This window comes from Mucilaginibacter sp. 3215 (genome assembly GCF_050433785.1).
GTDB lineage: Bacteria > Bacteroidota > Bacteroidia > Sphingobacteriales > Sphingobacteriaceae > Mucilaginibacter.
This window is the reverse complement of the sequence record NZ_JBNPWO010000015.1, coordinates 50910-73933: the sequence shown is the minus strand read 5'-3', so window position 1 is coordinate 73933 and position 23024 is coordinate 50910. Positions and strand designations below refer to the sequence as shown.

Annotated in this window: 22 protein-coding genes; 9 read left to right on the top strand and 13 right to left on the bottom strand. The window is 43.7% G+C overall.

The genetic code is table 11. The annotated features are described in order from the left end of the window. Window positions 1-290 precede the first annotated feature (290 nt). The 9 genes from ABIC84_RS20920 to ABIC84_RS20880 form a co-directional block, all read right to left on the bottom strand. Window positions 291-2045 (bottom strand): carboxypeptidase-like regulatory domain-containing protein, encoded by a 1755-nt coding sequence (locus tag ABIC84_RS20920; RefSeq protein ID WP_429264822.1) that lies wholly within the window; start codon window positions 2043-2045, stop codon window positions 291-293. Window positions 2046-2216: 171 nt separating this feature from the next. Next, window positions 2217-3209, bottom strand: coding sequence for a FecR domain-containing protein (locus tag ABIC84_RS20915; RefSeq protein ID WP_429264821.1), 993 nt, complete (start codon window positions 3207-3209; stop codon window positions 2217-2219). Beyond that, window positions 3206-3844 (bottom strand): RNA polymerase sigma-70 factor, encoded by a 639-nt coding sequence (locus tag ABIC84_RS20910; RefSeq protein ID WP_429264820.1) that lies wholly within the window; start codon window positions 3842-3844, stop codon window positions 3206-3208. The genes ABIC84_RS20915 and ABIC84_RS20910 overlap by 4 nt, the downstream gene beginning before the upstream one ends. A gap of 23 nt (window positions 3845-3867) precedes the next feature. After that, window positions 3868-4551: a DUF6134 family protein gene (locus ABIC84_RS20905; RefSeq protein WP_429264819.1), complete on the bottom strand. Its 684-nt coding sequence runs from the start codon at window positions 4549-4551 to the stop codon at window positions 3868-3870. A 575-nt stretch (window positions 4552-5126) separates the two neighbouring features. Further along, a complete protein-coding gene (locus tag ABIC84_RS20900; RefSeq protein WP_426583076.1) occupies window positions 5127-6332 on the bottom strand; it encodes a type II restriction endonuclease in 1206 nt (401 codons plus the stop codon). A gap of 49 nt (window positions 6333-6381) precedes the next feature. Beyond that, window positions 6382-7584, bottom strand: a complete 1203-nt coding sequence (gene dcm, locus ABIC84_RS20895; protein WP_426583078.1) for a DNA (cytosine-5-)-methyltransferase — start codon at window positions 7582-7584, stop codon at window positions 6382-6384. A 14-nt stretch (window positions 7585-7598) separates the two neighbouring features. After that, entirely contained in the window at window positions 7599-7829 is a 231-nt protein-coding gene (locus ABIC84_RS20890) for a helix-turn-helix domain-containing protein (RefSeq protein WP_129569492.1), read from the bottom strand. A gap of 60 nt (window positions 7830-7889) precedes the next feature. Beyond that, entirely contained in the window at window positions 7890-8309 is a 420-nt protein-coding gene (locus ABIC84_RS20885; RefSeq protein ID WP_426583080.1) for a very short patch repair endonuclease, read from the bottom strand. A 40-nt stretch (window positions 8310-8349) separates the two neighbouring features. Beyond that, the gene (locus tag ABIC84_RS20880; RefSeq protein ID WP_429264818.1) at window positions 8350-8733 is read right to left on the bottom strand and encodes a (deoxy)nucleoside triphosphate pyrophosphohydrolase; all 384 of its coding nucleotides are present in this window, start codon (window positions 8731-8733) and stop codon (window positions 8350-8352) included. A gap of 669 nt (window positions 8734-9402) precedes the next feature. Here ABIC84_RS20880 and ABIC84_RS20875 point away from each other — a divergent pair. After that, window positions 9403-10344, top strand: coding sequence for an NADP-dependent oxidoreductase (locus ABIC84_RS20875; protein WP_426583084.1), 942 nt, complete (start codon window positions 9403-9405; stop codon window positions 10342-10344). A 796-nt stretch (window positions 10345-11140) separates the two neighbouring features. On the opposite strand, the gene ypfJ is transcribed toward ABIC84_RS20875, so the two are convergent. Next, window positions 11141-11992, bottom strand: a complete 852-nt coding sequence (ypfJ, locus tag ABIC84_RS20870; RefSeq protein ID WP_112656461.1) for a KPN_02809 family neutral zinc metallopeptidase — start codon at window positions 11990-11992, stop codon at window positions 11141-11143. 118 nt (window positions 11993-12110) lie between these two features. After that, window positions 12111-12809 carry an SIMPL domain-containing protein gene (locus ABIC84_RS20865; protein WP_321556125.1) on the bottom strand — a complete coding sequence of 233 codons (699 nt, stop codon included), beginning with the start codon at window positions 12807-12809 and terminating at the stop codon, window positions 12111-12113. Between the two features lie 343 nt (window positions 12810-13152). Here ABIC84_RS20865 and ABIC84_RS20860 point away from each other — a divergent pair, with 343 nt between their 5' ends. The 3 genes from ABIC84_RS20860 to ABIC84_RS20850 all read left to right on the top strand — a co-directional run bounded on the left by ABIC84_RS20860 (window position 13153) and on the right by ABIC84_RS20850 (window position 16350). Then, window positions 13153-13923 (top strand): Ku protein, encoded by a 771-nt coding sequence (locus ABIC84_RS20860; RefSeq protein WP_426583089.1) that lies wholly within the window; start codon window positions 13153-13155, stop codon window positions 13921-13923. Window positions 13924-14166: 243 nt separating this feature from the next. After that, on the top strand, window positions 14167-14712 hold the full coding sequence (locus tag ABIC84_RS20855; RefSeq protein ID WP_091173178.1) for a ferritin-like domain-containing protein: 546 nt from the start codon (window positions 14167-14169) through the stop codon (window positions 14710-14712). A gap of 243 nt (window positions 14713-14955) precedes the next feature. After that, complete coding sequence (locus ABIC84_RS20850) at window positions 14956-16350, top strand: hypothetical protein (RefSeq protein WP_429264817.1); 1395 nt, start codon at window positions 14956-14958, stop codon at window positions 16348-16350. Window positions 16351-16358: 8 nt separating this feature from the next. On the opposite strand, the gene ABIC84_RS20845 is transcribed toward ABIC84_RS20850, so the two are convergent. Next, window positions 16359-17525, bottom strand: coding sequence for a hypothetical protein (locus ABIC84_RS20845; RefSeq protein ID WP_429264816.1), 1167 nt, complete (start codon window positions 17523-17525; stop codon window positions 16359-16361). Between the two features lie 166 nt (window positions 17526-17691). Between ABIC84_RS20845 and ABIC84_RS20840 the strand changes: the two genes are divergently transcribed. The 4 genes from ABIC84_RS20840 to ABIC84_RS20825 all read left to right on the top strand — a co-directional run bounded on the left by ABIC84_RS20840 (window position 17692) and on the right by ABIC84_RS20825 (window position 20726). Continuing rightward, a complete protein-coding gene (locus tag ABIC84_RS20840; RefSeq protein ID WP_429264815.1) occupies window positions 17692-17847 on the top strand; it encodes a lmo0937 family membrane protein in 156 nt (51 codons plus the stop codon). A gap of 180 nt (window positions 17848-18027) precedes the next feature. Then, entirely contained in the window at window positions 18028-18855 is an 828-nt protein-coding gene (locus ABIC84_RS20835; RefSeq protein ID WP_429264814.1) for an N-acetylmuramoyl-L-alanine amidase, read from the top strand. A 48-nt stretch (window positions 18856-18903) separates the two neighbouring features. Beyond that, a complete protein-coding gene (locus tag ABIC84_RS20830; protein ID WP_429264813.1) occupies window positions 18904-19713 on the top strand; it encodes an AraC family transcriptional regulator in 810 nt (269 codons plus the stop codon). An 8-nt stretch (window positions 19714-19721) separates the two neighbouring features. Next, entirely contained in the window at window positions 19722-20726 is a 1005-nt protein-coding gene (locus ABIC84_RS20825; RefSeq protein WP_429264812.1) for a nitrilase family protein, read from the top strand. A 141-nt stretch (window positions 20727-20867) separates the two neighbouring features. Here ABIC84_RS20825 and serS read toward each other — a convergent pair whose 3' ends face one another. After that, window positions 20868-22139 carry a serine--tRNA ligase gene (gene serS, locus ABIC84_RS20820; RefSeq protein WP_429264811.1) on the bottom strand — a complete coding sequence of 424 codons (1272 nt, stop codon included), beginning with the start codon at window positions 22137-22139 and terminating at the stop codon, window positions 20868-20870. A 118-nt stretch (window positions 22140-22257) separates the two neighbouring features. On the opposite strand from serS, the gene rsmI reads away from it, so the two are divergent. After that, window positions 22258-22986 carry a 16S rRNA (cytidine(1402)-2'-O)-methyltransferase gene (gene rsmI, locus ABIC84_RS20815; protein ID WP_429264810.1) on the top strand — a complete coding sequence of 243 codons (729 nt, stop codon included), beginning with the start codon at window positions 22258-22260 and terminating at the stop codon, window positions 22984-22986. The last annotated feature ends 38 nt before the right edge of the window (window positions 22987-23024 follow it).

Below are 23024 nucleotides of genomic sequence, written 5' to 3'. Positions count from 1 at the left end.
TCCTTCCTCGTCAGCAGGTAAGCTTCGGGCGAAAGCGGACAGAACAATGGTCGCCTTGCGCGATGGAAAGGGCATAGCAAGTTTTTGCAGAAGAGGTAGCAACGAGCGAGCGAAGCCGGGCAAAATAATTGCAGCCCGTGGTTCTGTCCGCTTTGCAGGGCAAAGGCCTTGAGCGCAAAGAAGCCTCCCTGCTGACTTGACTTTTTGGTTACTTTTGTGTCAAGACAAAAGTAACAGCCACCCGCGGCAATTGAGCGGGCCAATGTTAGTTAAATACAACTAAGGCCAGTTTAAAACAAATTAACCCCAAAACTCCACCCAACCCACCCGCTCCAATTCCTGTTATCACGGATAAAAGAATGATGCAGGTCCCGCGCATAGGCGTAACCATCTACCGGGGTGCGCTGGTCGGAATAAAGGAAATTTAACGACGGCCCTGCGAAAATGGAAAACTTACGGCTTACCTTATAAGTAAAATCGAGGTTGAACTTGTTAAGCTGATTGGTTTTTAACCATGTACCCTGGTACAGGTAGCTTGAACCTATTTCGGTGTTGATAGCCAGGTGCTGCCCCAGTCCAAACTCGCGCCCGAACCCCAAACCAAATGAATATAATTTACTGTTGCCATCAACCCGCATACCGCCCTGCCAAATGGTGTATAGCTTGCTGTTGCCGTTTTTGAAGGCGAGGTTGATATTTTGAGTTTCATTGGTAGAGATAGCCAGTTTATGGTAACCGCTGTTAATAATATTCAACAGCCCGATACTAAATCCCGAAGAAGTATCGGCTATGTTTACCAGCGCCAGTTGAACACCGGTGAGATGTTTGGCATAGTTAAACAATCCCGCCACCTGCAAGCCGCCAAACTTTTGCTGTGCTATATTACCAATCCCACCCAGTTGCAGCGCATCAGAATTTTTGCCGGCAATATTGCCTATCGCCCCTAACTGAATGCCCCTGACTGATCCGCGGGTATGGTTGTAAAGGGCTGACAACTGCAAACCATTCATGTTTTGTTTTACGCTGTTATGGAGCAGGGCCAGCTGAATGCCCCGCACGTTGCCCAGCACGTTATTGTACATGCCGCCAAGCTGAATGCCATTTACTGAGCCGCCCACCACATTAAAGATCCCGGCTATTTGTACCGCACCAACATCGCCTTTATCTAAATTGAAAATAATGCCCATTTCAAAGCCATCAACCCCGGCATTATAGCCGCCCACAACATTGAGGGAAACCACATTCACTACCTGTCCGCTGAAGTTGCCGTGAGTGCTTACGCCCGGTATGGCCGAAGCCTGGAAGGGGGCCTGTGCAATCAGCCCGCCGAGATTGGCCGCCTGGATTTGCTGTTTGGTGGAAAGAAACAGTCTGCCCAGCGAAGTATTTTCGACCCCAGAATAATCGTCACTAAGGATATACCCCAGGAGGCTGCGTTTTTTCTTCAGGGTGGTGTCGGTGCTCCTTACGTTAACATCTGCTAAAAAAGTAACCGTAGTATCCTTATAAAATTCCCGGCTGACGGTGAGGGTGATCGGCTGGCCTTCGTTATGCAGGCTAATATCAAAATGACCTTCCTTATCGGTCAGTACCGATTGCAATTGCTCGTGCGAGTATACACTGGCATTGGGCAGGTTATGACCGGTTTGCTCGTCGGTTACGGTACCGCTGATGTTGTAATTGTCGCCCTCGGTAGCGGTCTTGTCGGTAACTATGGTCAGTTGGAGGGGTGCATATCTCAGGATAATAAAATTCTTCGATTCGCGGTACTCAAAGCGATAGCGAAGCATGTGGTCAAGCACTTCTTTAATCGTCCAGTTATCCGCATTGATGGTAACCAGGCTGTCGGTTTTTACAATGTTGCTGTTGTATGAAAAGTAGAAGTTGCCTTTTTGTTCGATGGTTTTAAGCACCGTGCCCAGGCGCATTTCGGTTACGTGAACGGATATGTTTTTGGAAAGGATGGAATCGGCACGAGCGGTTAAAGCTGTCAGGAGCAGCAGGCAGATGGTATGGTTTAGGTAACGATGTAATTTATACAACATAAAAGTATTATTCAGCCAATATTAATAAACCAGCAATTTTTCCACTACGTCATTGCGAGGCACGAAGCAATCGCGAGCTATACAGGGCAGATTTGCACGGCCGATCTGCTTATTGGCGATTGCTTCGTGCCTCGCAATGACGTCTTTTTTAATACTGCGTTTCTTTCCTTTCTACCTCAACACAATCCCCTTTTTCCCGCGCTCTACTTTGATCTTGAACGTTTCGGAGATCACCAGCAGCACCTGATCTAACGACTGATCTTTAAACACCGTAGTGATAGGCAGGTTGGCAATGGCTTTATTGCCTATAACAATGTGCGCCCCGTACACTTCGTTTAATGACCCTACCAACTCATTTAGCGGGGTTTCATCGCAAACCAGTTCATGGGTTGCATAATAGTTATATAAACGCCCTTTGATGCTTTCTTTAGCCTGCAGGCCATCCTTCCCGGTAACCAACACCTTTTCGCCGGGATTGAGGTTTACGCTTTTTTTCTTTTCGCTTACGTTAACTATGCCCGTTTCAACAATAACCTGCGTTTTGCCGTCGCGGCTCTTTATATTGAATGACGTGCCAACCACCCTAACCGTTACACCGTTCACCCTAATTATAAAAGGTTTGGTTTTATCGGGCGTTACTTTAAAAAAAGCCTCGCCCAGCATAGTCACCGGGCGGATCTTGCCGGTAAATTTTTCGGGGTAAATAAGGGTACTGTGACTGTTCAATGTAATCACCGAACCATCGGGCAGGGTTTGCGAACGGGTTTTCCCTTCGCTATCTACCTTAACAAAAGCGATAGCCTTGTTATCGTAATAATGGCTAACCGTTAGCCAGGCCACCGTGCAAATCAGCAATAGCGATGCCGCGATACGTATCCACCAACTGGTTTTCATTTTGCGGACCCGCGCTGATGGAGTTACGGCCGGAACAGTATTATTCAGCCTTTTTTGCAGGCGGAGGTAAGCGGCATCTTCATCCAAAGTCTTAGTTGAAGCAATTTGCCGGCTCTCATCCCAGATCAGTTTAAAATTATCATACTCCAGCCTGTTTTCCGGCGAAGCGGCAATCCAGTTCTGTATAGCTTCCACCTCGGCGGGCGTAGCTTCGCCAACCAGGTATTTCACCAGCAAATCATCATCTATGGGCATACCGGTATAGCTCATACAAACCAATTAATAAATAACAATAAAATAATGGGTAAAAACTCGGCCAGTTTCTGGCGCATTACCCGCAGCGCTTTGCCCATCTGATTTTCGATGGTTTTGATCGAGAGGCCCATTTGATCGGCAATTTGCTGGTATTTGAGCTGCTCAAACCTGCTGAGCTGAAAAATGATACGGCACTGCTCGGGCAGTTCGCTCAGGGCTTTTTCAATGTGCTTTTGCAGCTCGGCGGTGAGCAGTTTTTTTGAGGCCAGTTCATCGCTGCCAACCTGCTCCATTTCATCGGCATAATAAACGCCGAAATTGGCGCGTACCTTTTGGTGTTTTAAGTAGTTCAGGCTTTCGTTATGTACCGAGCGGTACAGGTAGGCCTTGATACTGCCATCGGTTTTAAGCTGATCGCGTTTTTCCCAAATGCGGCAAAATACGTTTTGTACTACCTCTTCGGCCATTTCATCATCCTTTAAAAAAGTGTAGGCATAGGCGTGCAGGCTTTTAAAATGATCTTTAAAAAGCCGCTCAAAAGCCTTCTGGCTTCCCTGTTTAATTAAACTGATGGCCGTGCTATCGCTGTATTCCACTTTTAGGAGGTAGATGTTAGCGCTAAAGATAGCTTGTTTGGCCGTTAAATTCATAGCTCCCAAATGTTAAAAATCAATCAGGCCAATTGAATCTGGATAGTGTACAGGGTGTGGTGAATATCAACCTTGCTGCACACACCATTGGTGTAGCTGTAAAAATTATAATTGCCATCGGGTAGGTCAATGCGGTACACATGCGGGCTCACTTGCTTAACCTGCAAAAATTGCTGAAAGTTATCAGAGTACACCTGCGCCCGGTCGGCCGGTTCATGGCAGTACAGCAGCATGAGGTTGGCGGCTATTTGCTTCTGATCAACCGTTTTGCCGCATTTGCCTTCGGCGATGGTTTGGTAGCCCGAGGCAACAGCTTTGGTTTGGCGGTTGCATTTTTCTGAACCGTTAACGTTGCGGCACACCTGCGAACTGATGAGCTTGCCGTTGTTAAAAGTGCTCTCCTCCTGGATCTCCACCTTAACGCTGAAAATAAAGCGCATTTTAACCTCCGAAATCATTTTGAGGTACAGCTCATCGCCCTGGCGTTTTTGATACAGGTTCATGTGGCCAACCACCTTGCCGCTGTGCAGCACATTGTATTTAACCGTTTGTTCCTGCGCCAGGGCACCCACAGCGAGGCACAGCAAGGCCACCACCATAGCCGCCCATTTTAGCGGACCGAAGATATTGAACGTTGGGAAAGTTTTATTTTGAAGGGCAGGCCGGATATATTTTTTAAATAACCAAATTATTAAAGCGGGTATCATGGGTTGTTATTTTAAAGTGATTGAATAAAGCTTTTAACGCGTTTACTTTATTACAACACTCTAAACTTTTACCCCTATGCCTTTGCATTATTTTGTTCGATTAATTGAATTACTACTATGCCTATATGCATTATATAATTTCAAATATAAGTAAAAAAAACGGGTGTCCCAATTTTTTGATTCCCCACAAAAAAATGAAAAAAGCACGCGGTCCGTTTTTGCGAAAATAAGCGTGTTCCATTTTTTGAGTGTGAAAACGCGGAACATCTTTTTTATGAAACACACTGATAATCAAACAATTAATATTTCGACCGAAACAACGATAAAATACTGACAATCAATTACTAAAACTTTTAAGAGTAAAATATAGCCTTGATTGAGGCACCCCGGCAGACAGATTTTTTTTGGTAATTTTTTGATGTTTTTTTAATGAAAAATGGCTTTAGGCGATGTGGGGTGGTTGGGGTGCTGACAATATAGCGCCACCATTTGGTGGGGGGTTAAGCGCTATTTTTAATACTCATTTTCGTGATATCACGAAAATGAGTAGGGATTTATAAGTAGGTGTTTTCCGATTATAACATAGATTGTTTTTTATAAACGTGCTTTATAAAATCGCCAAGATTGATAATATGCTCTTGTTGCTCTTTTAAGTACGTAGGAATAATAGTTTTGGGTACAACTAATTGTAATTGTTGAGCTCGCATTTCTTCTGTTTGATTCCTACTTATAGAAGGTTCAAGGGTGATCAAGTGTTTATAGGGGATTTTATCAGCTTCAGATAAAACTTGTCGCCATCTGTCTTTGGCTGTGGTCTTAACGCCAAGCATTGTTAATAATTCAATATTGAATTCCGGCGAATGATAGCGATTTTTAGGAAAAACGAAATCGGGTTTATTATTTCTTTCTGTTAGTTTACCCTTGTCAAATAATAATTTATGCTCATCAAAAATCACAGCTAAATGATTTTCAAATGAATGTCCAGCTCGTGACTTCCTTCTGTTTTGAACGCTTAATGAAAAACTTATAAACTCGTCGACATCAGTCCCATCTTTTCCAAATCCCGCCTTAAGTCTTTCTTTTACGATAATAGATTCCAAGGTTCTAAATAATAACTCTTCTTTTTCAAGCCATGCAATCAATGTCTCGTCTGGTGCATCAATCACAGATACATCTTTAACTATGGATCGAGCGTAGGCAGAAAATTCATTTGTGGAAGGAAATACAGAACCAAATTTTTGTATTAAGATATTGGCGTCAAATTGTGGCTCTTCTATTTCAATACCCAATGAAGAAATTATATACTTTCCAGCAAAACCAATATCTGATTTCTGCCCTGTTAAATCCTTAACGATGAATTTGTTTTCGACCTCATCCAAATCAAACAACCAAAGCAACTGTTTTTCAGACGTCGAACCTTTTTGTGCTACAAATATAGCAGCAGTGTTATCTCCTGTTCGCGCTACTATGATTAAGTCACCAACCGAAGAGTATGGAATTACCTGATTATCGGTATAATAAAGCCTATGTTCGGTTCTCGTTGCGTGATTTTCTCTTGCATCATACCAAGTCAACTCCCCTGTATTCTCAATAATGTTGTCTTCATCTTCTGATAGATATATAAACTTCGCTGTAAACTTAAGCGGATCTAATCCAAATATCTTTTTAAAGCCTGAAGTGCCATTTAATTCATGTTGATTAGATTTTTTAGGGTTAATTTCTACTTCGCTTAGCCTTTTGGCTCCTAAACTGATAAAGTATTGGGATAACGAATTTGCCATGTTAGTGCTCTTGGTTTAATGCAACAAAACTTTGATCATGAAGCCTAATTTAAATATCATATGAGTTTATGATATTTATTAACTCTTTTCCAACAGCCTGAATCAACGGTGTCACGACCGAATTTCCAAATTGTTTATATGCTTGATTATCTGAAACAGGTATTCTAAAACTTTTATTCCCCTTATTCACAGGATAGCCCTGTAAAGCGGCACTTTCCATTGGTGTTAATCTTCTTGGATTGCCAGTGGCCTGTGGTATTAATATTTCAGATCCATCTTTATAGTACCGCGCACTCATCGTTCTGCTAATCCCATCTAAATTAACAAGCCCAAAGCCAAAACCATTTCCTTTCAGCTTATGCTTTTTTGAATATTCTTGAAGAAAATTCCACAGTTTATCGGATAAGGTGTACTTCGGGTCTACATTATCCTGGAGGATTGTTCTGATTTGCTTATCGGCTTCTGGTAATTTAACCAGATCAAAATCAAAGCTTATATCATCACCAAAAACATTCTTGTCAAAACCAACCATCAAAGTTCTATCCCGATGTTGTGGTACAAAGTGTTTACCGTTAAGCACTCTATGATCAAATGAATAGCCTAAGTCTATAAGCGTTTGTTTAATTACTTTAAAAGTATTACCCTTATCATGAGATACAAGGTTCTTGACATTTTCCAGGAAATATGCTTTTGGGCGATGTTTTTCAATGATTTCCGCTACGTGAAAAAATAAATTGCCTTGCTTTTCATCCTCAAAACCATGCTTCCTACCCAGGCTATTTTTCTTTGATACTCCCGCTATCGAAAATGGTTGGCACGGAAACCCTCCACATAAAACGTCAAAATTCTGAGGTATAAATGATTTAGTTTCTTCTTTTGTTATATCACCAAAAGGTGTTTCACCAAAGTTTGCAAAATATGTTTTTTGAGCATACTTGTCATATTCCGAACTGTAAACACATAGGCCGCCCAAGTTTTGCAAAGCCAATCTAAAACCTCCTATACCTGCAAACAAATCAATAAATGTAAACTTCTCTGTTCCTTCTTTTGGTCCAGGAAACGGGATATCAGTGGCATCAAAAAGGTTCTGTTGTACTGCTGAATATAAAGCTTCAGGTTCTTTAAATTCATTCGGTGCGTTCTCAACTATCTCGTACGCTTTTTCCTTATATATTGGGTTTTGTGTAACTACATAGTGTGTTAAAACTGCGGAGTCGAGTTGGTCTGGTAATATTGTCGACGTAGCTTTCATGGATTTAACCGCCATTAATTGGTTCCTCCATTGAAAGATTCACTGTTAAAGAAATCTCTAATAGTTACGTCAAGTGCACAAATTATTTTTTCAAGGTTGATTACAGAAACATTGCGTTTTCCATTTTCGACTTCGTTAACATAGGTCTTATCTATTTCAGCCTTAAAGGCTAAGGCTTCCTGGGTGAGCTTTAAATTTGTTCGGTATTCCTTTATGCGCAAACCGATTTTCTTCCGAATATCCATAGCTGCAAGCTATTGTCTATTCGACTATAAGTCAATCGGATATAAGTGAACTTTAGAGAATTATTGAGTGTTGAGAATTACAGTTAACGCGTTCAGTGAATTATCCAGAGATGCTTTTTTTAATTCACATTCCCATATTTTAATAATCTTCCAGCCATTAGCAATTAACGCTGTTTCGGCTTTAATATCATTTGATGTATTGCCATTAATCTTATTTAACCACCATTCAGTTCTTGTTTTCGGTACAACAAAATACCGGCACCCCTCATGCCCATGCCAAAAGCATCCATGAATAAAAATCACTGTTTTATACTTTGGTAAAACTATATCAGGCTTACCCGGCATATCTTTCACATGAAGCCGATAGCGGAAGCCATTTTTATGCAGAAACTTACGCACTAAAAGCTCTGGCTTGGTATCCTTGCTCTTAATCCGCGACATGTTGTAACTCCGTGTTTCCTTTGAATGAACGTCTGCCATATTATCTAAACTACAATCCTAACCTGGCAAAGTTTCATTGCTAACTCTCCACATACCACCTAACCACCGCCACATCCGCCTCCGCCCAATCCAAAGCTAATAATTCATCTTTATGCAGCCACTTAAAATCAAGATGCTCTTTTAACAAAACCTGCCCCAATGTAATCCTGCAAACAAAGGGAATTAGCTGTATGGTAACGTTAGGATATTGGTGTGTATTGGCCGGCAAAGAGGCTACTATTTCAACATCCACATGAAGCTCTTCCTTAATCTCGCGGATGAGGCAGGCTTCGGCGGTTTCGCCGGGTTCAATTTTACCGCCGGGGAACTCCCATTTTAAAGGCAGGCTCATGGTTGCGCTCCGCTGAGCGGCAAATACAAGTCCGTCGGCATTAACAATAATAGCGCATGTTACTTTGATCACGTTTCTAAGATAAGAGTTTGGGGAAAGAAACAAGACGACAATGTGAAGAAGCACGACAGTAGAAGGACAGAAGCAAGACGGTAAGAGTTAAGAAGTAAGATAAGAACCATGACATATTGTTATCAAGCCCAAAACAAAAGCGCGCCGGGCCGACAAAAAAGCGGGCCTGGGAGTATGGCCTTGTGGGTGGAAGCATTTTTTTGTCTTGATGTTTGGTTAATTGCATCTAAGATAAAGTAAAGTACTCCGTCCGGCCAACATAGCCGTTAACTTAACGAAAAACTCTTCAAAAGCAGGGAATGTGCGACTCCCCTCTTGAGAGGGGTGGAGGGGTGTGTTATTCTACGTGCAGCCTATCGCTTGTATAACACACCCCTGCTCCCGCTCTTTCCCACTACGCCCCCTCTCAAGAGGGGATTTTAAAGCGCATGTGCTAAATTAATCTCTTAGGTTAATGGCTATGGCCCGGCCAGGAGGGCGACAATGTTTGTTAGTTACAACAAGGTTTAAACAGAATGATGTATACCAATTTACCATGTCCTTTTTCCATCCCACAAAACCAAAGTTTAGGGTGTATGCCCCAAAACACTAAATTATATTCCCCGTTTATACCATGTATTTTATTTACCATGGTATAACTTTGGTATATCAAACGAATAACATCAAACCATGAAAGCAATAATTTTAAAAGACTTTGGCGGGGTTGAAAACCTGGTACCTGCCGAAATACCTGTACCAACCATAGCCGCCGATGAAGTACTGGTAAAACTGAAAGCCATCAGCATAAACCCTGTGGATGTTAAAACCCGCTCGGGGAAAGGCGTTGCAGGGCTTATTAAGGACGAATCGCCGATTATATTGGGCTGGGATATTTCGGGCGAGATCACCGAAGTGGGCGCGGATGTTACCGGCTTTAAACCCGGCGACGAGGTTTTCGCCATGATCGCTTTCCCCAAAACCGGTAAAGCCTATGCCGAATATGTTAAGGCTAAAGCCGATGAACTTGCACTGAAACCTGCCGGCGTTAGTCATGAGGAGGCTGCGGCAGCTACACTTGCCGCGCTTACTGCCTGGCAGGCTTTCCACAGCAATGCGCCTGTTAAACCCGGCGACCGGGTACTGATCCACGCCGCATCAGGCGGGGTTGGTCATTATGCCGTGCAGATAGTTAAACATTTGGGCGCCTATGTTATCGCCACTTCTTCGGCTGCCAACCGCGATTTTGTGTTGGGCCTGGGTGCCGATGAACATATCGACTATAAGGCACAGCCCTTTGAAACCGCTACCGGCGATATCGATTTTGTGCTTGACACCATTGGCGGCGAATACATTGACCGCTCGCTGCAGGTGATGAAAAAAGGCGGCACCATTATAAGCATCGTTTCGGGCATGAACGAAACTGTTACGCCCAAAGCCAATGCACTGGGCATTAATGGCCACAACACCCGGGTAAAACCCAATGCCGAAAACATGGCTACCATTGCCGGTTTGCTGCAAAAAGGGATCATTAAATCGTACATATCCAAAGTATTTCCGTTTGAGCAAATGGCCGATGCACATTTGCAGTTAGAAAGTGGGAGGACAGTCGGTAAGGTGGTGCTGACGTTTTAATCCCTCTTCATTCCCCTCTTGAGAGGGGGCGCGATGGAAATGTGTGATGGCAGGGGTGTGTTTATGCGATTGGCTTATCAAAGCAGATCGCCCCCGCAGTTCCTCTCAAGAGAAAAATCGCACATGGTGCGCGCTATCGCTTAATAATATTTAGTTGTATTTAACTAACATTGGCCCGCTCAATTGCCGCGGGTGGCTGTTACGTTTTTCGCTGTTGTTTGTTTTTTTAAGGTGCTCAAGAGGGCTTCGCCGTCTGTCTTGACACAAAAGTAACCAAAAAGTCAAGTCGGCAGGGAGGCTTCTTCGCCGCACGGCCTTCGCCCGCTTGCCTTTCCCTGCCTTTACCCTGCAAAGCGAGCAGAACCACGGGCTGCAATTATTTTGCCCTGCTTCGCCCGCTCATGGCCCTCGCTTCTGCAAAAACCTGCTATGCCCCTGCAGCCGCACCACCCACCATTGTTCTGCCCGCTTTCGCCCGAAGCTTACCTGCCGACGGGAGGGGGAAAAGAAGCAAGACAGTAGAAGGAAAGAAGCAAGACGGTAAGAGTCAAGAACTAAGATAAGAACCGTGACATATTGTTATCAAACCCAAAACAAAAGTGCGTCGGCCCGACAAAAAAGCGGGCCTGGGAGTATGGCCTGCGGGGAGAAGCATTTTTTTGTCTTGATGTTTGGTTACTTTGCATCTAAGGTAAAGTAACTGGCCTCCGCGGCCAAGAGCGGACGATGTAAGTTATAAAACCACAAAGCTCGTCCCTGCCCCAATGCACATCCCACCAATGAACTATTGAACTAATCAATCCAAATCCCCATTGCCAAAAGTATCTCCCTGGTTAATATCCCCGGTGTCGAAACCTTTTTTAAACCAGTACATCCGCTGGGCACTGGTGCCATGGGTAAAACTATCGGGTTCTACATGGCCCTGTGCTTGTTTTTGTAATCGGTCGTCACCTATGGCGTTGGCCGCGTTGAGCGCTTCTTCAATGTCACCTTTATCAAGCACGTTTTTCATGGTTTTTTCGTAATGCGCCCAAACGCCGGCATAAAAGTCGGCCTGCAGCTCCAGTTTTACTGAAAGCTTATTGTATGCGCGTTCGCTCAAACGTGAGCGTGCCTGATCCATTTTTTGTGAGATCCCCAACAGGTTTTGCACATGATGGCCAACCTCATGCGCTATCACATAGGCCTGCGCAAAATCGCCGGCGGCACCGAAACGGTTCTTCAACTCATCGTAAAAGGAAAGATCAATATATACCCTCGAATCGCCCGGGCAATAAAACGGACCGCTTGCCGAGCTGGCATTACCGCAAGCCGACTGTACATAATTGCTGAATAGGGTTAAACGCGGCTTTTCATAAGTACGGCCCATGTCATTAAACAGCTTCGTCCAGATATCTTCGGTATCGGCCAAAACCACGCGCACAAATTTCTTGCCTTCATCTTCGGGACCGTTATTAACGGTTTGCTCCTGCCGGGCCGGCTGGTTGGTTGCTACCTGGTTAAACAGCGCCGAAGGATCGACCCCTGTAAAAAAATAAATAGCGGCCGCTATAATACCAAGTACGCCACCGCCAATGGCTAACCTGCCGCCGCCACCGCCGCGTTCATCATCTACATTATCGCTTTCGCGTCTGCCAAACCATTGCATATGTTGCCCCCCGGCCCCCTAAAGGGGGAGTTTTTTATACATGATAATAAAAAAAAGCCTCCGTTTGTTTGAACGGAGGCTTCAGATTTTTTCACCCCCCTTTGGGGGTACGAGCCGATTATTTCACAATCTCAAATACGGCCTGGATCTGGAAACTTAGTTTGATGTTTTTGAAACTGATATCCGAATCGCCAACGTTGCTATCTGCCGAAGCTTTGAATGTCATCACATTGGCAGCATACATCCTTGGTTGCGGAAAGCTGCTGTTATCGCTTTCGGTAATATTGATAGCACCACCCAGCTTTTCACCAAGGGCAGCCAACAGGTAAGTCGCTTTATCGCGGGCGGCCAACAGGGCTTTGATTTTAAGATCGCGCTTTAAATCGGCCATTTTTGAATAGTCGTAGCTTTCAATATTGGTAGCCTGAATCCCTTTAGGATCAATTTTCGACATGATCTGGTTAAACTTATTCAGGTCGCGCACACGCAGGCCGTATTGTTTGCTGGCCAAAAAGTCGGGTGCTTTTTTCTTTTGATAGGTATTGTTCCAGGCAGATACATTGTTCACCGTAAAATCTGACGATGGAATGCCGGCATCTTTAACGGCTTTTTCCAGCTGGTCTTCCAGATCGTTAATGGCAATGTGCTTTTTGCCATCCATGTATTCCTGTAGTGATATGGTTACGTTTATAATATCAGGAGTAACCTCCTGCTCGGCAATGCCGGTAACTTCAATTTTACGCCTAAGGTCAACGTTTTGGGCAAATGCGCCAATGGTAGTTGCTAATAGTGCGGCAAGGATAAATAGCTTTTTCATGTGTATTTTATTTGATGTTATGACTAAGGTAACGTATGTTTAGTTTAATGTGTAACAGTAAGGCTACAATTAATTGCTAAGCCATTGGTATGCTTGTAAATAAACCGGCGGGTGGTTTTGTTTGAGGGGTGAAGTTAATTCCCTCCCTGGGGGGCACGTTGAAATGCGCGGTTGCAGGGAAGGGTTTCTTCGCTTTGCGTTAATAAAAACAGTTTAAAGAAATCCCTTCCTACACCTTCCCCTGGGAAGGAATCAAGCAGCCCCCACTTTTGATATATCGCCCCTCCCTTCAAACCCTTTACCTTTTTAATAGTTATACTACAACGCACTAATTTATTTGGTTATGAGATCGATATGGAAAGGTTCGATAGGTTTTGGGCTGGTGAGCATCCCTGTTAAATTATATTCGGCAGTACAAACCAGCTCGCTTGATTTTGATATGCTGGACAGCCGAGATCATGCACGCATCCGTTTTCAGAGGGTAAACGAAAATACCCACAAGGAAGTCCCTTACGATAAAATTGTAAAAGGCTATAAGCTTGATGAAGATTACGTGATCATGGACGACCAGGACTTTGAGGATGCAGCGCCCGAAAAAAGCAAGGTGATTGAAATTGAAAGCTTTGTAGACATTGCCGATGTAAACCCTATGTTTTACGAAACATCATACTATACCGAGCCCGATACTAAAAACAACAAAGCCTATGCCCTGCTTATCCAGGCACTTACGCAATCAAAAAAAGCAGGGCTGGCCCGTTTTGTACTGCGCAGCACCGAAAGCCTTTGTATCGTTCATCCACTTAAAAATGTACTGGTAGTAACCCGCATCCGCTTTGGACAGGAAATTCGTGACACGGGAGATCTTAACCTGCCCGATAAGATAGATGTAAGTAAAAAGGAACTGGATATGGGCCTCACGCTGATCAACCAGTATGCAGAAGATTTTGATGTATCTAAATTTAAAGATGAGTATAATGATGAGCTGCTCAGGATCATCGAGGCCAAATCAAAAGGTAAACGCGCCAAAGTTAAAAAGCTTAAACCCCGTAAAACAGGCAGTGACGATTTGTACGACCAGCTGATGGCCAGTTTAAAAAGCAAGAAAGGAGCTTAATGAAGCCGGAAGTACGGAGTTGAAAGTTTTAAGTCGATAATTGAATTATTCCTCAAAAAGAGTCAACGTGTGTTGTTTTCAGAACTCAAGGTTGGAAATGTTTGGAAAACTGTTTTTTTAAGAAGATAAAATCCTTCAGATAATACGATTAAATTATCCTAATAATTAATTTTATTTTTAAAAGAATAAGTTTTGGCTTTGTGTTTGTAGTGTTTATCTCACAAAAACATTAAAACATCTATCATGGCAACTACTAAAGTAAAAACACCCGAACAAACTAATGATGTGCAGGAATCGGCACTGAATGAATTATTTATTGACGAATTAAAAGACATTTACTGGGCCGAAAAACATCTTACAAAAGCACTGCCTAAAATGGCTAAAGCGGCAACATCCGATGAATTACGCTCGGCTATCGAAAGCCACCTGGCCGAAACCGAGCGGCAGGTGATTCGTTTGGAAGATGCATTTGCTTCCATTGGCCAAAAAGCCGTGGCTGTAAAATGTGAAGCGATGGCTGGCCTCATCAAAGAAGGTGAAGAAATTATATCAGAAACCGAAAAAGGCAGTATCACCCGTGATGCCGGTATTATTTCTGCAGCTCAAAAAATTGAGCACTACGAAATAGCATCGTATGGCACCCTCCGCACGCTGGCTGGCGTACTGGGCTATGACCATGCGGCCGAACTGCTTGATTCAACCCTGCAGGAAGAAAAAACTTGCGATAGCCTGCTCACTCAAATTGCCGAAGCCGGTATCAACCAGGCATCAAAAGCCGAAAAAGCTTAACGTTTGTTAGTTTTTTAAGAGCGGTCGTGGGGGAATTATTCCTCGCGGCCGTTTTTTATTTGAGCGTGCTGTCGCTAATCGATGAACGTAGCGCACAAGACTCCTCCTTGTTCCTCGTCGAATGACATTTCACTTTATATTAAGAAGTGTTAAGCCGCACCAACGTTAATTACATATTAATTAAAGCATTTCCACAAACAATAAGCGGCAAACACGGTTTACCAACAAAAAAACCGACGCCCTATGAAACAATTCCTCCTGGCACTATTCGCCTTTTTATTTTGCTTTTACGATGATGTTTTTGCCCAGGATAAATTAGATGGCGTTTATGCCGGATGCGAGTTTTCGCCAAGTCCGATATTTGGCGGAGGCATGAACAGAACTGACGTTGCTATATTATTCAGGCCTGATGGTACTTTCAATTCTTCGCTTAACAGTGCCGACTGGCAAACAAGCGTAAGCGGGCATTACACCATAATTAAAGGGGAGGTAACACTTAAATATACTAAAAGCTCGTCTGTTTATGGCATAACCAAATATGGAAGCCTTTCCAATTATGCACATGAACTGTTTAAACTTCAGGGGAACATTATACCTCCGGGCTATTACTCGTTCATCAGCGCTATGGGCGGTGGCGGCGCGGCCTATGGTACAACTTATGTAGGCGCTTTAAGCACACAGGGATTGAATTTCGACGGCAAGGGGCATTTTAGCAATTCGCGCTATTCGGGTTCAGTGGTAGCCGGCGAAAATGTTGGCGGTGGCAGCTCAAGCAGCCGGGACGGCAGCGGCACCTATAAAATAAACAAAGGGGTGCTTACACTTACCTATACCGATGGCCACACCGAACTACACAGTTTTTTTTGTGATATGGGCGGTAAAACCCGCATGGCTGTAGTTGATGGGCGGGTATTCTTTGTAGACAATGATGACAATGCCACCGCTAACAATACCAAATCATCAGCCGCGGCTAAAAAAACTTCCGAAAACTCCGCTGCAAATACAAGCAATGCCGCTGTGCCAAATGGGAAAACCCTGCTTTTAAAAGCCAATGCCGCCCATGGAGGCGATAAACTGAATGCATTGAAAACCGTCCGGTTAACTGGTTCCGTTTCGGGGTTAAAAGTTGTTGAGCTGATTGATATTCCCAACAGCAAGGTGCGCGTTGAAATATGGAAAAACGGCAAACCGGTTTCGGTGCAACAAACCGAAGGCAGTAACGGATGGCAATGGAGCAGCGGCAACAAATCCGATCTTCCGGCCAATAACGTTGCCGAGATAAAAACCGCCTTATACACCGGGGTTATTGGGTTGCGCAGGTCATCACTTGATCAAATGCAGATCATCAATACTCAAAAAATCCCCGATAATGATATGTACACGGTTCAATGCAGTTTAAGTGGCAACGAATACGTGTTTGCTATAAATAATCAAAACCAACTAATGGCTTACGGCTATAAGGTAGGCGACAAAACCCTGTTCGCTATGCTATCAGATCTTCGGCCGGTACAGGGTATTACCATTCCGTATCGTGAGGCCACAACAAGCGGTCAGCAAAAGCTCAATATTCAATACGAGAGCATGGATGTAAACCCGGTTTTAGACGGGCAAAGCTGGGCGGTACCTGCCGGAAACTAAATTCTATTTCAGGTAGATAATTTATTAGGCTTCAGGTACAGGTAATCACTTTTAAAATCGAGGATCATATTGAACCGTTTTAGCAACCCGTTACCTAAATAATTAATTTCAAAACCCATCGGGTTTTTATTGTTCAGCATAATGGCCGGCACATTACTAACAGGGAATCCATTGAGCTTGAACAATGGTGTTTCTACAATCTTCATTTCATATTTTACCCCGCGCGGATCGCTGATGGTGGATGACTTGATGAGTTTAAGATCCCTGGGGAAATTATTTTTAACAGCCCATTCACTATCCAGTATCAATGACTGTTCGGATCCGGTATCCATAGAAAAATTGCCGGTGTATTTTTTGCCGTCTATTTCAAACGTACCGGTAACATAAAGAAACGAATGGATAAACCCAATCTTCGAGCGTTCATAACCTTTTAAGTTTTTAGGCATTTTATTGCGGATGATGATACGGTTGTTATCATAATCAATCTCTACCTGTTTACCCTCAAACAGGTTCCAGCCAAAACGGCCGTCCATTCCAGTCGAGGTTATGTTTGTAGGTAACATTTCCTGGCTATGCCAAACAGCTGTGCCCATTTGCAATTTTTGGACCTTGCTCATTTCAGTAAAATTCGGCTTAGCTTTACCAGCCAACACATCAGCCTGATTGGGCAGCAGATTAGTCCTTTTTAATATGGCATCCCGTGTTAAATGAAAATCGAATGAGCTTAGGTCAAAATGCAGGTTTAACGTGTCGGTATCATTCATCACAGCCTTTACCGCTATGGCGCTGTAGGCTGTAAGTTTAAACGGAATAGTATCGTTTTTGCTGATTCGGGCTTCCTGTTCATCCGCCGGCGGTATAGCGCTTGCTATTTGCGTATAACATGAATCCTTACCGTTAAGCAAGATAACGAAGTTATACCTTGTACCGGGCTTAACCTTTACCCTTATCGAATCGATGTCGGTATAAAAAGTTACCCACTTTGTCGCCCGGGTCCTGTCGGCAGTATAAACATCCGGCCTTGTTTTTGGCGAAAGCGACCAGGCGTTCTTGTCCAGAAACCCGCCATCGTTAATCGCTACTTTTTTTGATGTTGCTTTGATCACAGGTAGTTTCGACTGGCCAAACACAAGCCCGGCCGGAAGCAGGCAGATAAGCAGCAGAAAATATTTCATCGTTTTTATAGGTAAGGTGCCTAAAGGTACACAGTGGAATAAATCTTTACAAAATACAACGTTAAATGAGCTGTATCTCCCCTAAAAAACACAGAATTTAAAACTTTTCAGTCATCATAGTTATTATACTAATATCTATGAAAATCATTAATTAAAACAAATTATTATGAACTCACTCCTGTATATAATTGCGGTCATCCTTATAATAGGATGGGCAATCGGCGTATTTTTCACGACAGTCGGCAGCCTTATTCACGTTTTGCTGGTAATAGCTATTATCGCGCTTCTGTTAGGCGTAATCAGGCGGTCGACAGCTATATAACGCTGCTGAAATATAAAATTTGATAAGCTATCTCCAACGAGGTACGCTATCTGAACCTTGATTTAATTGATTTGCGGATTACCTGATAAAATCAGAAAGTCTTTAAATCAAATGGATCAAGGTTTTTTGTATACTTGTTTAAATCATCAGGGAGAAATCTTTAATCAGGAGAATCAAGGTTTGAAAAATATATACGTTTTTTTATTTATGGCCGTTGTAGCCACCATCAGCGCATGCTCGCCTAAAGTACAACCGTTCGCGGCCACTAATAAAATATACCACAACCAAACCGATTCATTGGTAGAGGTAATTAGCCGCGAGCAGCCGGCCATGCTGGTTGACAGCGCGGGAGGCGCCATCCCTTCGGAGTGGGTTGGTACCGTGAATTTCAACCTGCGTAAGCCCAATTATGTCATTATACATTATACTGCCCAGGATTCGGTTAAACAAACCCTCACCACATTCACGCTGGTAAAGCCGCAGGTGAGTGCGCATTATGTAGTAAGTAAAGACGGCAAGGTTTACCACATGCTAAACGATTACCTGCGGGCCTGGCATGCCGGCATCAGCAAATGGGGCAGTATTACCGATATGAACAGCTGTTCCATCGGCATTGAGATTGACAATAATGGGCACGAGCCTTTTAATGATGTACAGATAAAAAGCCTGCTTGCTTTATTGACTCAGCTCAAAAAAGCCTACAACATTCCGCAGGCAAATTTTATAGGGCACCAGGATATAGCACCATTGCGCAAACCCGATCCGGGGCCGCTTTTCCCATGGAAATTATTAGCCCAAAAAGGTTTTGGCTTTTGGCGAGAGGAACTACTGGAGTTACCCCCTGATAATTTTGATTATGCTACAGCACTTAAGCTGATTGGCTATGATATCAGCAATCTCCCGGTAGCCATTGTTGCCTTTAAGTGTCACTTTGTACAAACGGATGAAACACCGGTAATGACACAGTTGGATTTGAATATTCTTTATAACGTGTATAGGAAATATTGAACCCGCTACCCCCAAAAAGCAGAGCTTGTATTATCTTTAAACATTATAATGCAAATAGCACCCCACCTTTTGCTCTCGGGTATTGTTAAGCACTATTTAATTATAGTGCATGAACCGCGTGTTGCCATGAATTACCGCCTGTTTTCTGACGGTAACCCAGGGGTTGTATTTCATTTAAAAGCCCCCTTACTCCAATATAACCAACAACACACGGTTGCCAGCAAGCAACCCGGCAGTTTTGTTTACGGGCAAATAACCCGCTATAATGATATTATTTCGGCTGGTGAACTGGCTATGCTGATTGTGGTTTTGCAACCTAATGCTTTGTTGTCTTTACTTGGTGTGGCGGCCTATGAACTAAATAATAACACCGTGCCATTAAAAGACCTCTTAGGGCAGGATGCCCTTGATTTGGAAGACCGCATTGCAAACACCATTAACCTCCCTGCTGCGGCTGCAATTGCCGAACAATTTTTATTGAACAAAATGGCTTCGAAAAGAAAACGTGCAGACATTACAGATCGGGCCATAAACATCATTCACGCAAACAAGGGTACTATTAACGTTAAAAATTTACTTGATGTGATGCCCGTAACCGAACGGCAGCTTGAGCGTAAGTTCGAGGAAGAGGTAGGTATTTCGCCTAAAAAGTATATTGACGCCGTTAAGTTTCAAACCTATCTTAAACAACTTCAAAAGCTATCTTCAATAAAAGAGCTAAGCTCATTGAGTTATGCCTGCGGATATTACGACCAGGCGCATCTTAATCACTTTTTCCGGAAACACACAGGCGTTACTCCCCTGCAATACAAAGCCAATCACAATCTTTTAGCAATAAACTTTATGCCGTTGGTTTAAAACTGCGTTTGTCGGTTTTTTACAATGCTTTCAGGTATGGCTCTGGTAGTTTTGAAAAAGATGATCAGCGTATGGAAAACCTAACAATCGCCACTGCTCAATTTGAAAACAGAAGCGGTGATAAAGCTTATAATTTATCAGTTATTGAAAAAATGACAGCGGATGCCGCGGCACAAGGTGCCAAAGCGATAGCTTTTCATGAATGCTCCATAACAGGCTATACCTTTGCCCGGAAACTTGATAAAGCACAAATGCTTGAGCTGGCCGAAGAAATCCCCGGCGGAGCGAGCATCGCTACATTAACCGAGTACGCCCGGCGATATGACATCGCTATACTGGCCGGTCTGTTTGAAAAGGACAAAGAGGACAACCTGTTTAAAGCTTATGTATGCGTTGATAAAACCGGACTCATTGCCAAACATCGCAAACTGCATCCATTTATTAATCCACATCTTTTACCCGGCACAGCGTATACCGTATTTGATTTATATGGATGGAAATGCGGCATACTGATTTGTTATGATAATAATATAATTGAAAATGTACGGGCAACTACCCTGCTTGGCGCACAGATTATTTTTATGCCGCACGTCACTATGTGCACACCATCAACCCGACCAGGCGCCGGCTTTGTTGACCCGAAATTATGGAAAGACAAAAGAACAAACGAGCAGGTACTTAGGCAAGAGTTCGACAGTCTTAAAGGTCGGCAATGGTTAATGAAATGGTTACCCGCCCGGGCTTATGATAATGCTATCTATACTGTATTTTCCAACCCTATAGGCATGGACGATGATCAGCTAAAAAATGGCTGTTCCATGATCATTGACCCGTACGGTGATATTATGGCCGAATGCAGATCATTAGACAATGAATTAGTTTTGGCCGAACTAACTCCTGATAAGCTAACCAAAGCCGGTGGCTATCGTTACATCCAGGCCAGGAAGCCTGAACTATATAGGGATATCATCGGAGCCGAACACGAAAGCTTTCAAAAAGTGGTTTGGCTTTGATATTGGCGGGGTGGTAGCCATATTATTAAAAACGTCATTGCGAGGTACGAAGCAATCCCAAACTATGCAGGGACGACCTGCTTATCTGGGATTGCTTCGTACCTCGCAATGACGCGTGTATTATTGGCGAATTAAGAAAATTTAATCAATCCACTCAAACTTAGTATAAGGCACAAGTATTTCCGGTACTTTAATTCCTTTTTCGGTTTGGTTGTTCTCTAACAAAGTAGCGACAATCCGCGGCAGGGCCAGCGCGCTGCCATTTAGCGTATGTGCTAACTGTGTTTTACCATCGGCATTGCGGAAACGCAGCTTAAGCCTGTTACTCTGGAAAGTTTCAAAGTTTGATACTGATGAAACTTCCAGCCAGCGTTGTTGCGCCGCACTCCAGGTTTCCATATCGTAAGTTAAGGCAGAACCAAAACCCATATCGCCACCGCAAAGGCGTAATACTCGGTATGGTAAACCTAACTTTTGTAACAGGCCTTGTACATGGCTGCTCATCAGCTCCAAAATCTCGTATGATTTATCGGGATGGGCAATGGTTACTATCTCTACTTTATCAAACTGGTGCAGGCGGTTCAGTCCGCGTACGTGTGCGCCATATGAACCTGCCTCACGACGGAAACAAGGTGTATGGCCACAGTTACGTACAGGCAATTGATCTTCTTTTAAGATCACTTCACGGTACAGGTTAGTAATAGGCACCTCGGCGGTAGGGATCAGGTACAGGTTATCAACACCTACATGGTACATCTGGCCCTCTTTATCCGGCAATTGTGATGTGCCAAAGCCGGATGCTTCATTCACCATTAATGGTACACTTACCTCACTATAGCCTGCTTTTTCGGCCTCGTCGATAAAATAATTGATCAATGCGCGTTGCAATTTAGCACCCTTGTTTTTATATACTGGAAAACCGGCTCCGGTTATTTTAACGCCCAGTTCAAAATCAATCAGGTTGTATTTAGCGGCCAGTTCCCAATGCGGTAGCGCATCGGCAGGCAACTCAGGCTTGGTACCGTTCTCCAATACTACCTCATTGTCTTCAGGAGTTAAGCCTTTGGGTACAGAACTATGTGGCAGGTTGGGCAGCAATACCAGTTTCTGGTAAAGTTCCTCTTCGGTAATGGTAAGCAGGTCGCCAAGCTTTTTGATCTCTTCTTTCCATGCGCCGGTTTTGCCCTTAAGGCCTTCAGCTTCTTCTTTTTTACCGGCACGCATCAGCTCGCCAATTTGTTTTGCAGCTGCATTGGCCTCGGCCGAAACATTATCCATACTGGTTTGAGTGGAGCGGCGTTTGTCGTCCAGTTCAATTATTTCATCAACCAGTTGGGGCTGTTTAAAATTTTTTACAGCCAAACGTTCCAAAACCTGTTCCCGGTTATCACGGATATAACTAACTTGCAGCATTATTTTATTTTTTAGGCAAAGATATTTTTTAAGTAGCAGTTTTAAGTAGCAGCGGCAGTTTTTTTTAAAACATGACCAGATAACTGCAACTGCCTGCTGCAACTGCCACTAAAAACTCATGAACAATCCCATAGGCAAACTATATTTAGTTCCCACTCCGATAGGTAATCTGGAGGATATGACCTTCAGGGCTATCCGCGTGTTAAAAGAGGTGGATTTAATATTGGCTGAGGACACCCGCACCTCTGCTCCCATGTTGAAACACTTCGAAATCCACCAAAAGGTATTTGCTCATCATCAGCATAACGAACATCAATCAAGCAACGAGATCATTAAGTTTTTGCTGCAGGGGAAAAATATCGCGCTCATTTCGGATGCCGGTACACCGGCTATATCCGATCCGGGCTTTTTCCTGGTACGCGAGGCTTTAAAATTTAATATCGCTGTGGAATGTCTTCCAGGCGCTACCGCCTTTGTGCCGGCCCTGGTAAATTCGGGCTTTCCTACCGATAAGTTTTGTTTCGAGGGATTTTTGCCATTAAAAAAAGGCCGTCAAACCCGGTACAAGTTTTTGGCCGAAGAAGAGCGGACCATCATACTATATGAGTCGCCCCACCGTTTGTTAAAAACACTGGATGAAATGGCCACGTATTTTGGGGCCGACAGGCAGATCTCGATATCTCGTGAACTCACCAAAATGTTTGAAGAAACCGTACGGGGTACTGTTATCGAAGTAAAACAGTACTTTGAAACGCACCCTATGAAAGGCGAGTTTGTGATGTGCGTGGCCGGCGCAGCGGCTAAACCGGCAAAAGGGAAATATGAAAAGGATGAGGAAGAAGAGTAAAACTTCAACGCGCCCAAATGTCATTGCGAGGCACGAAG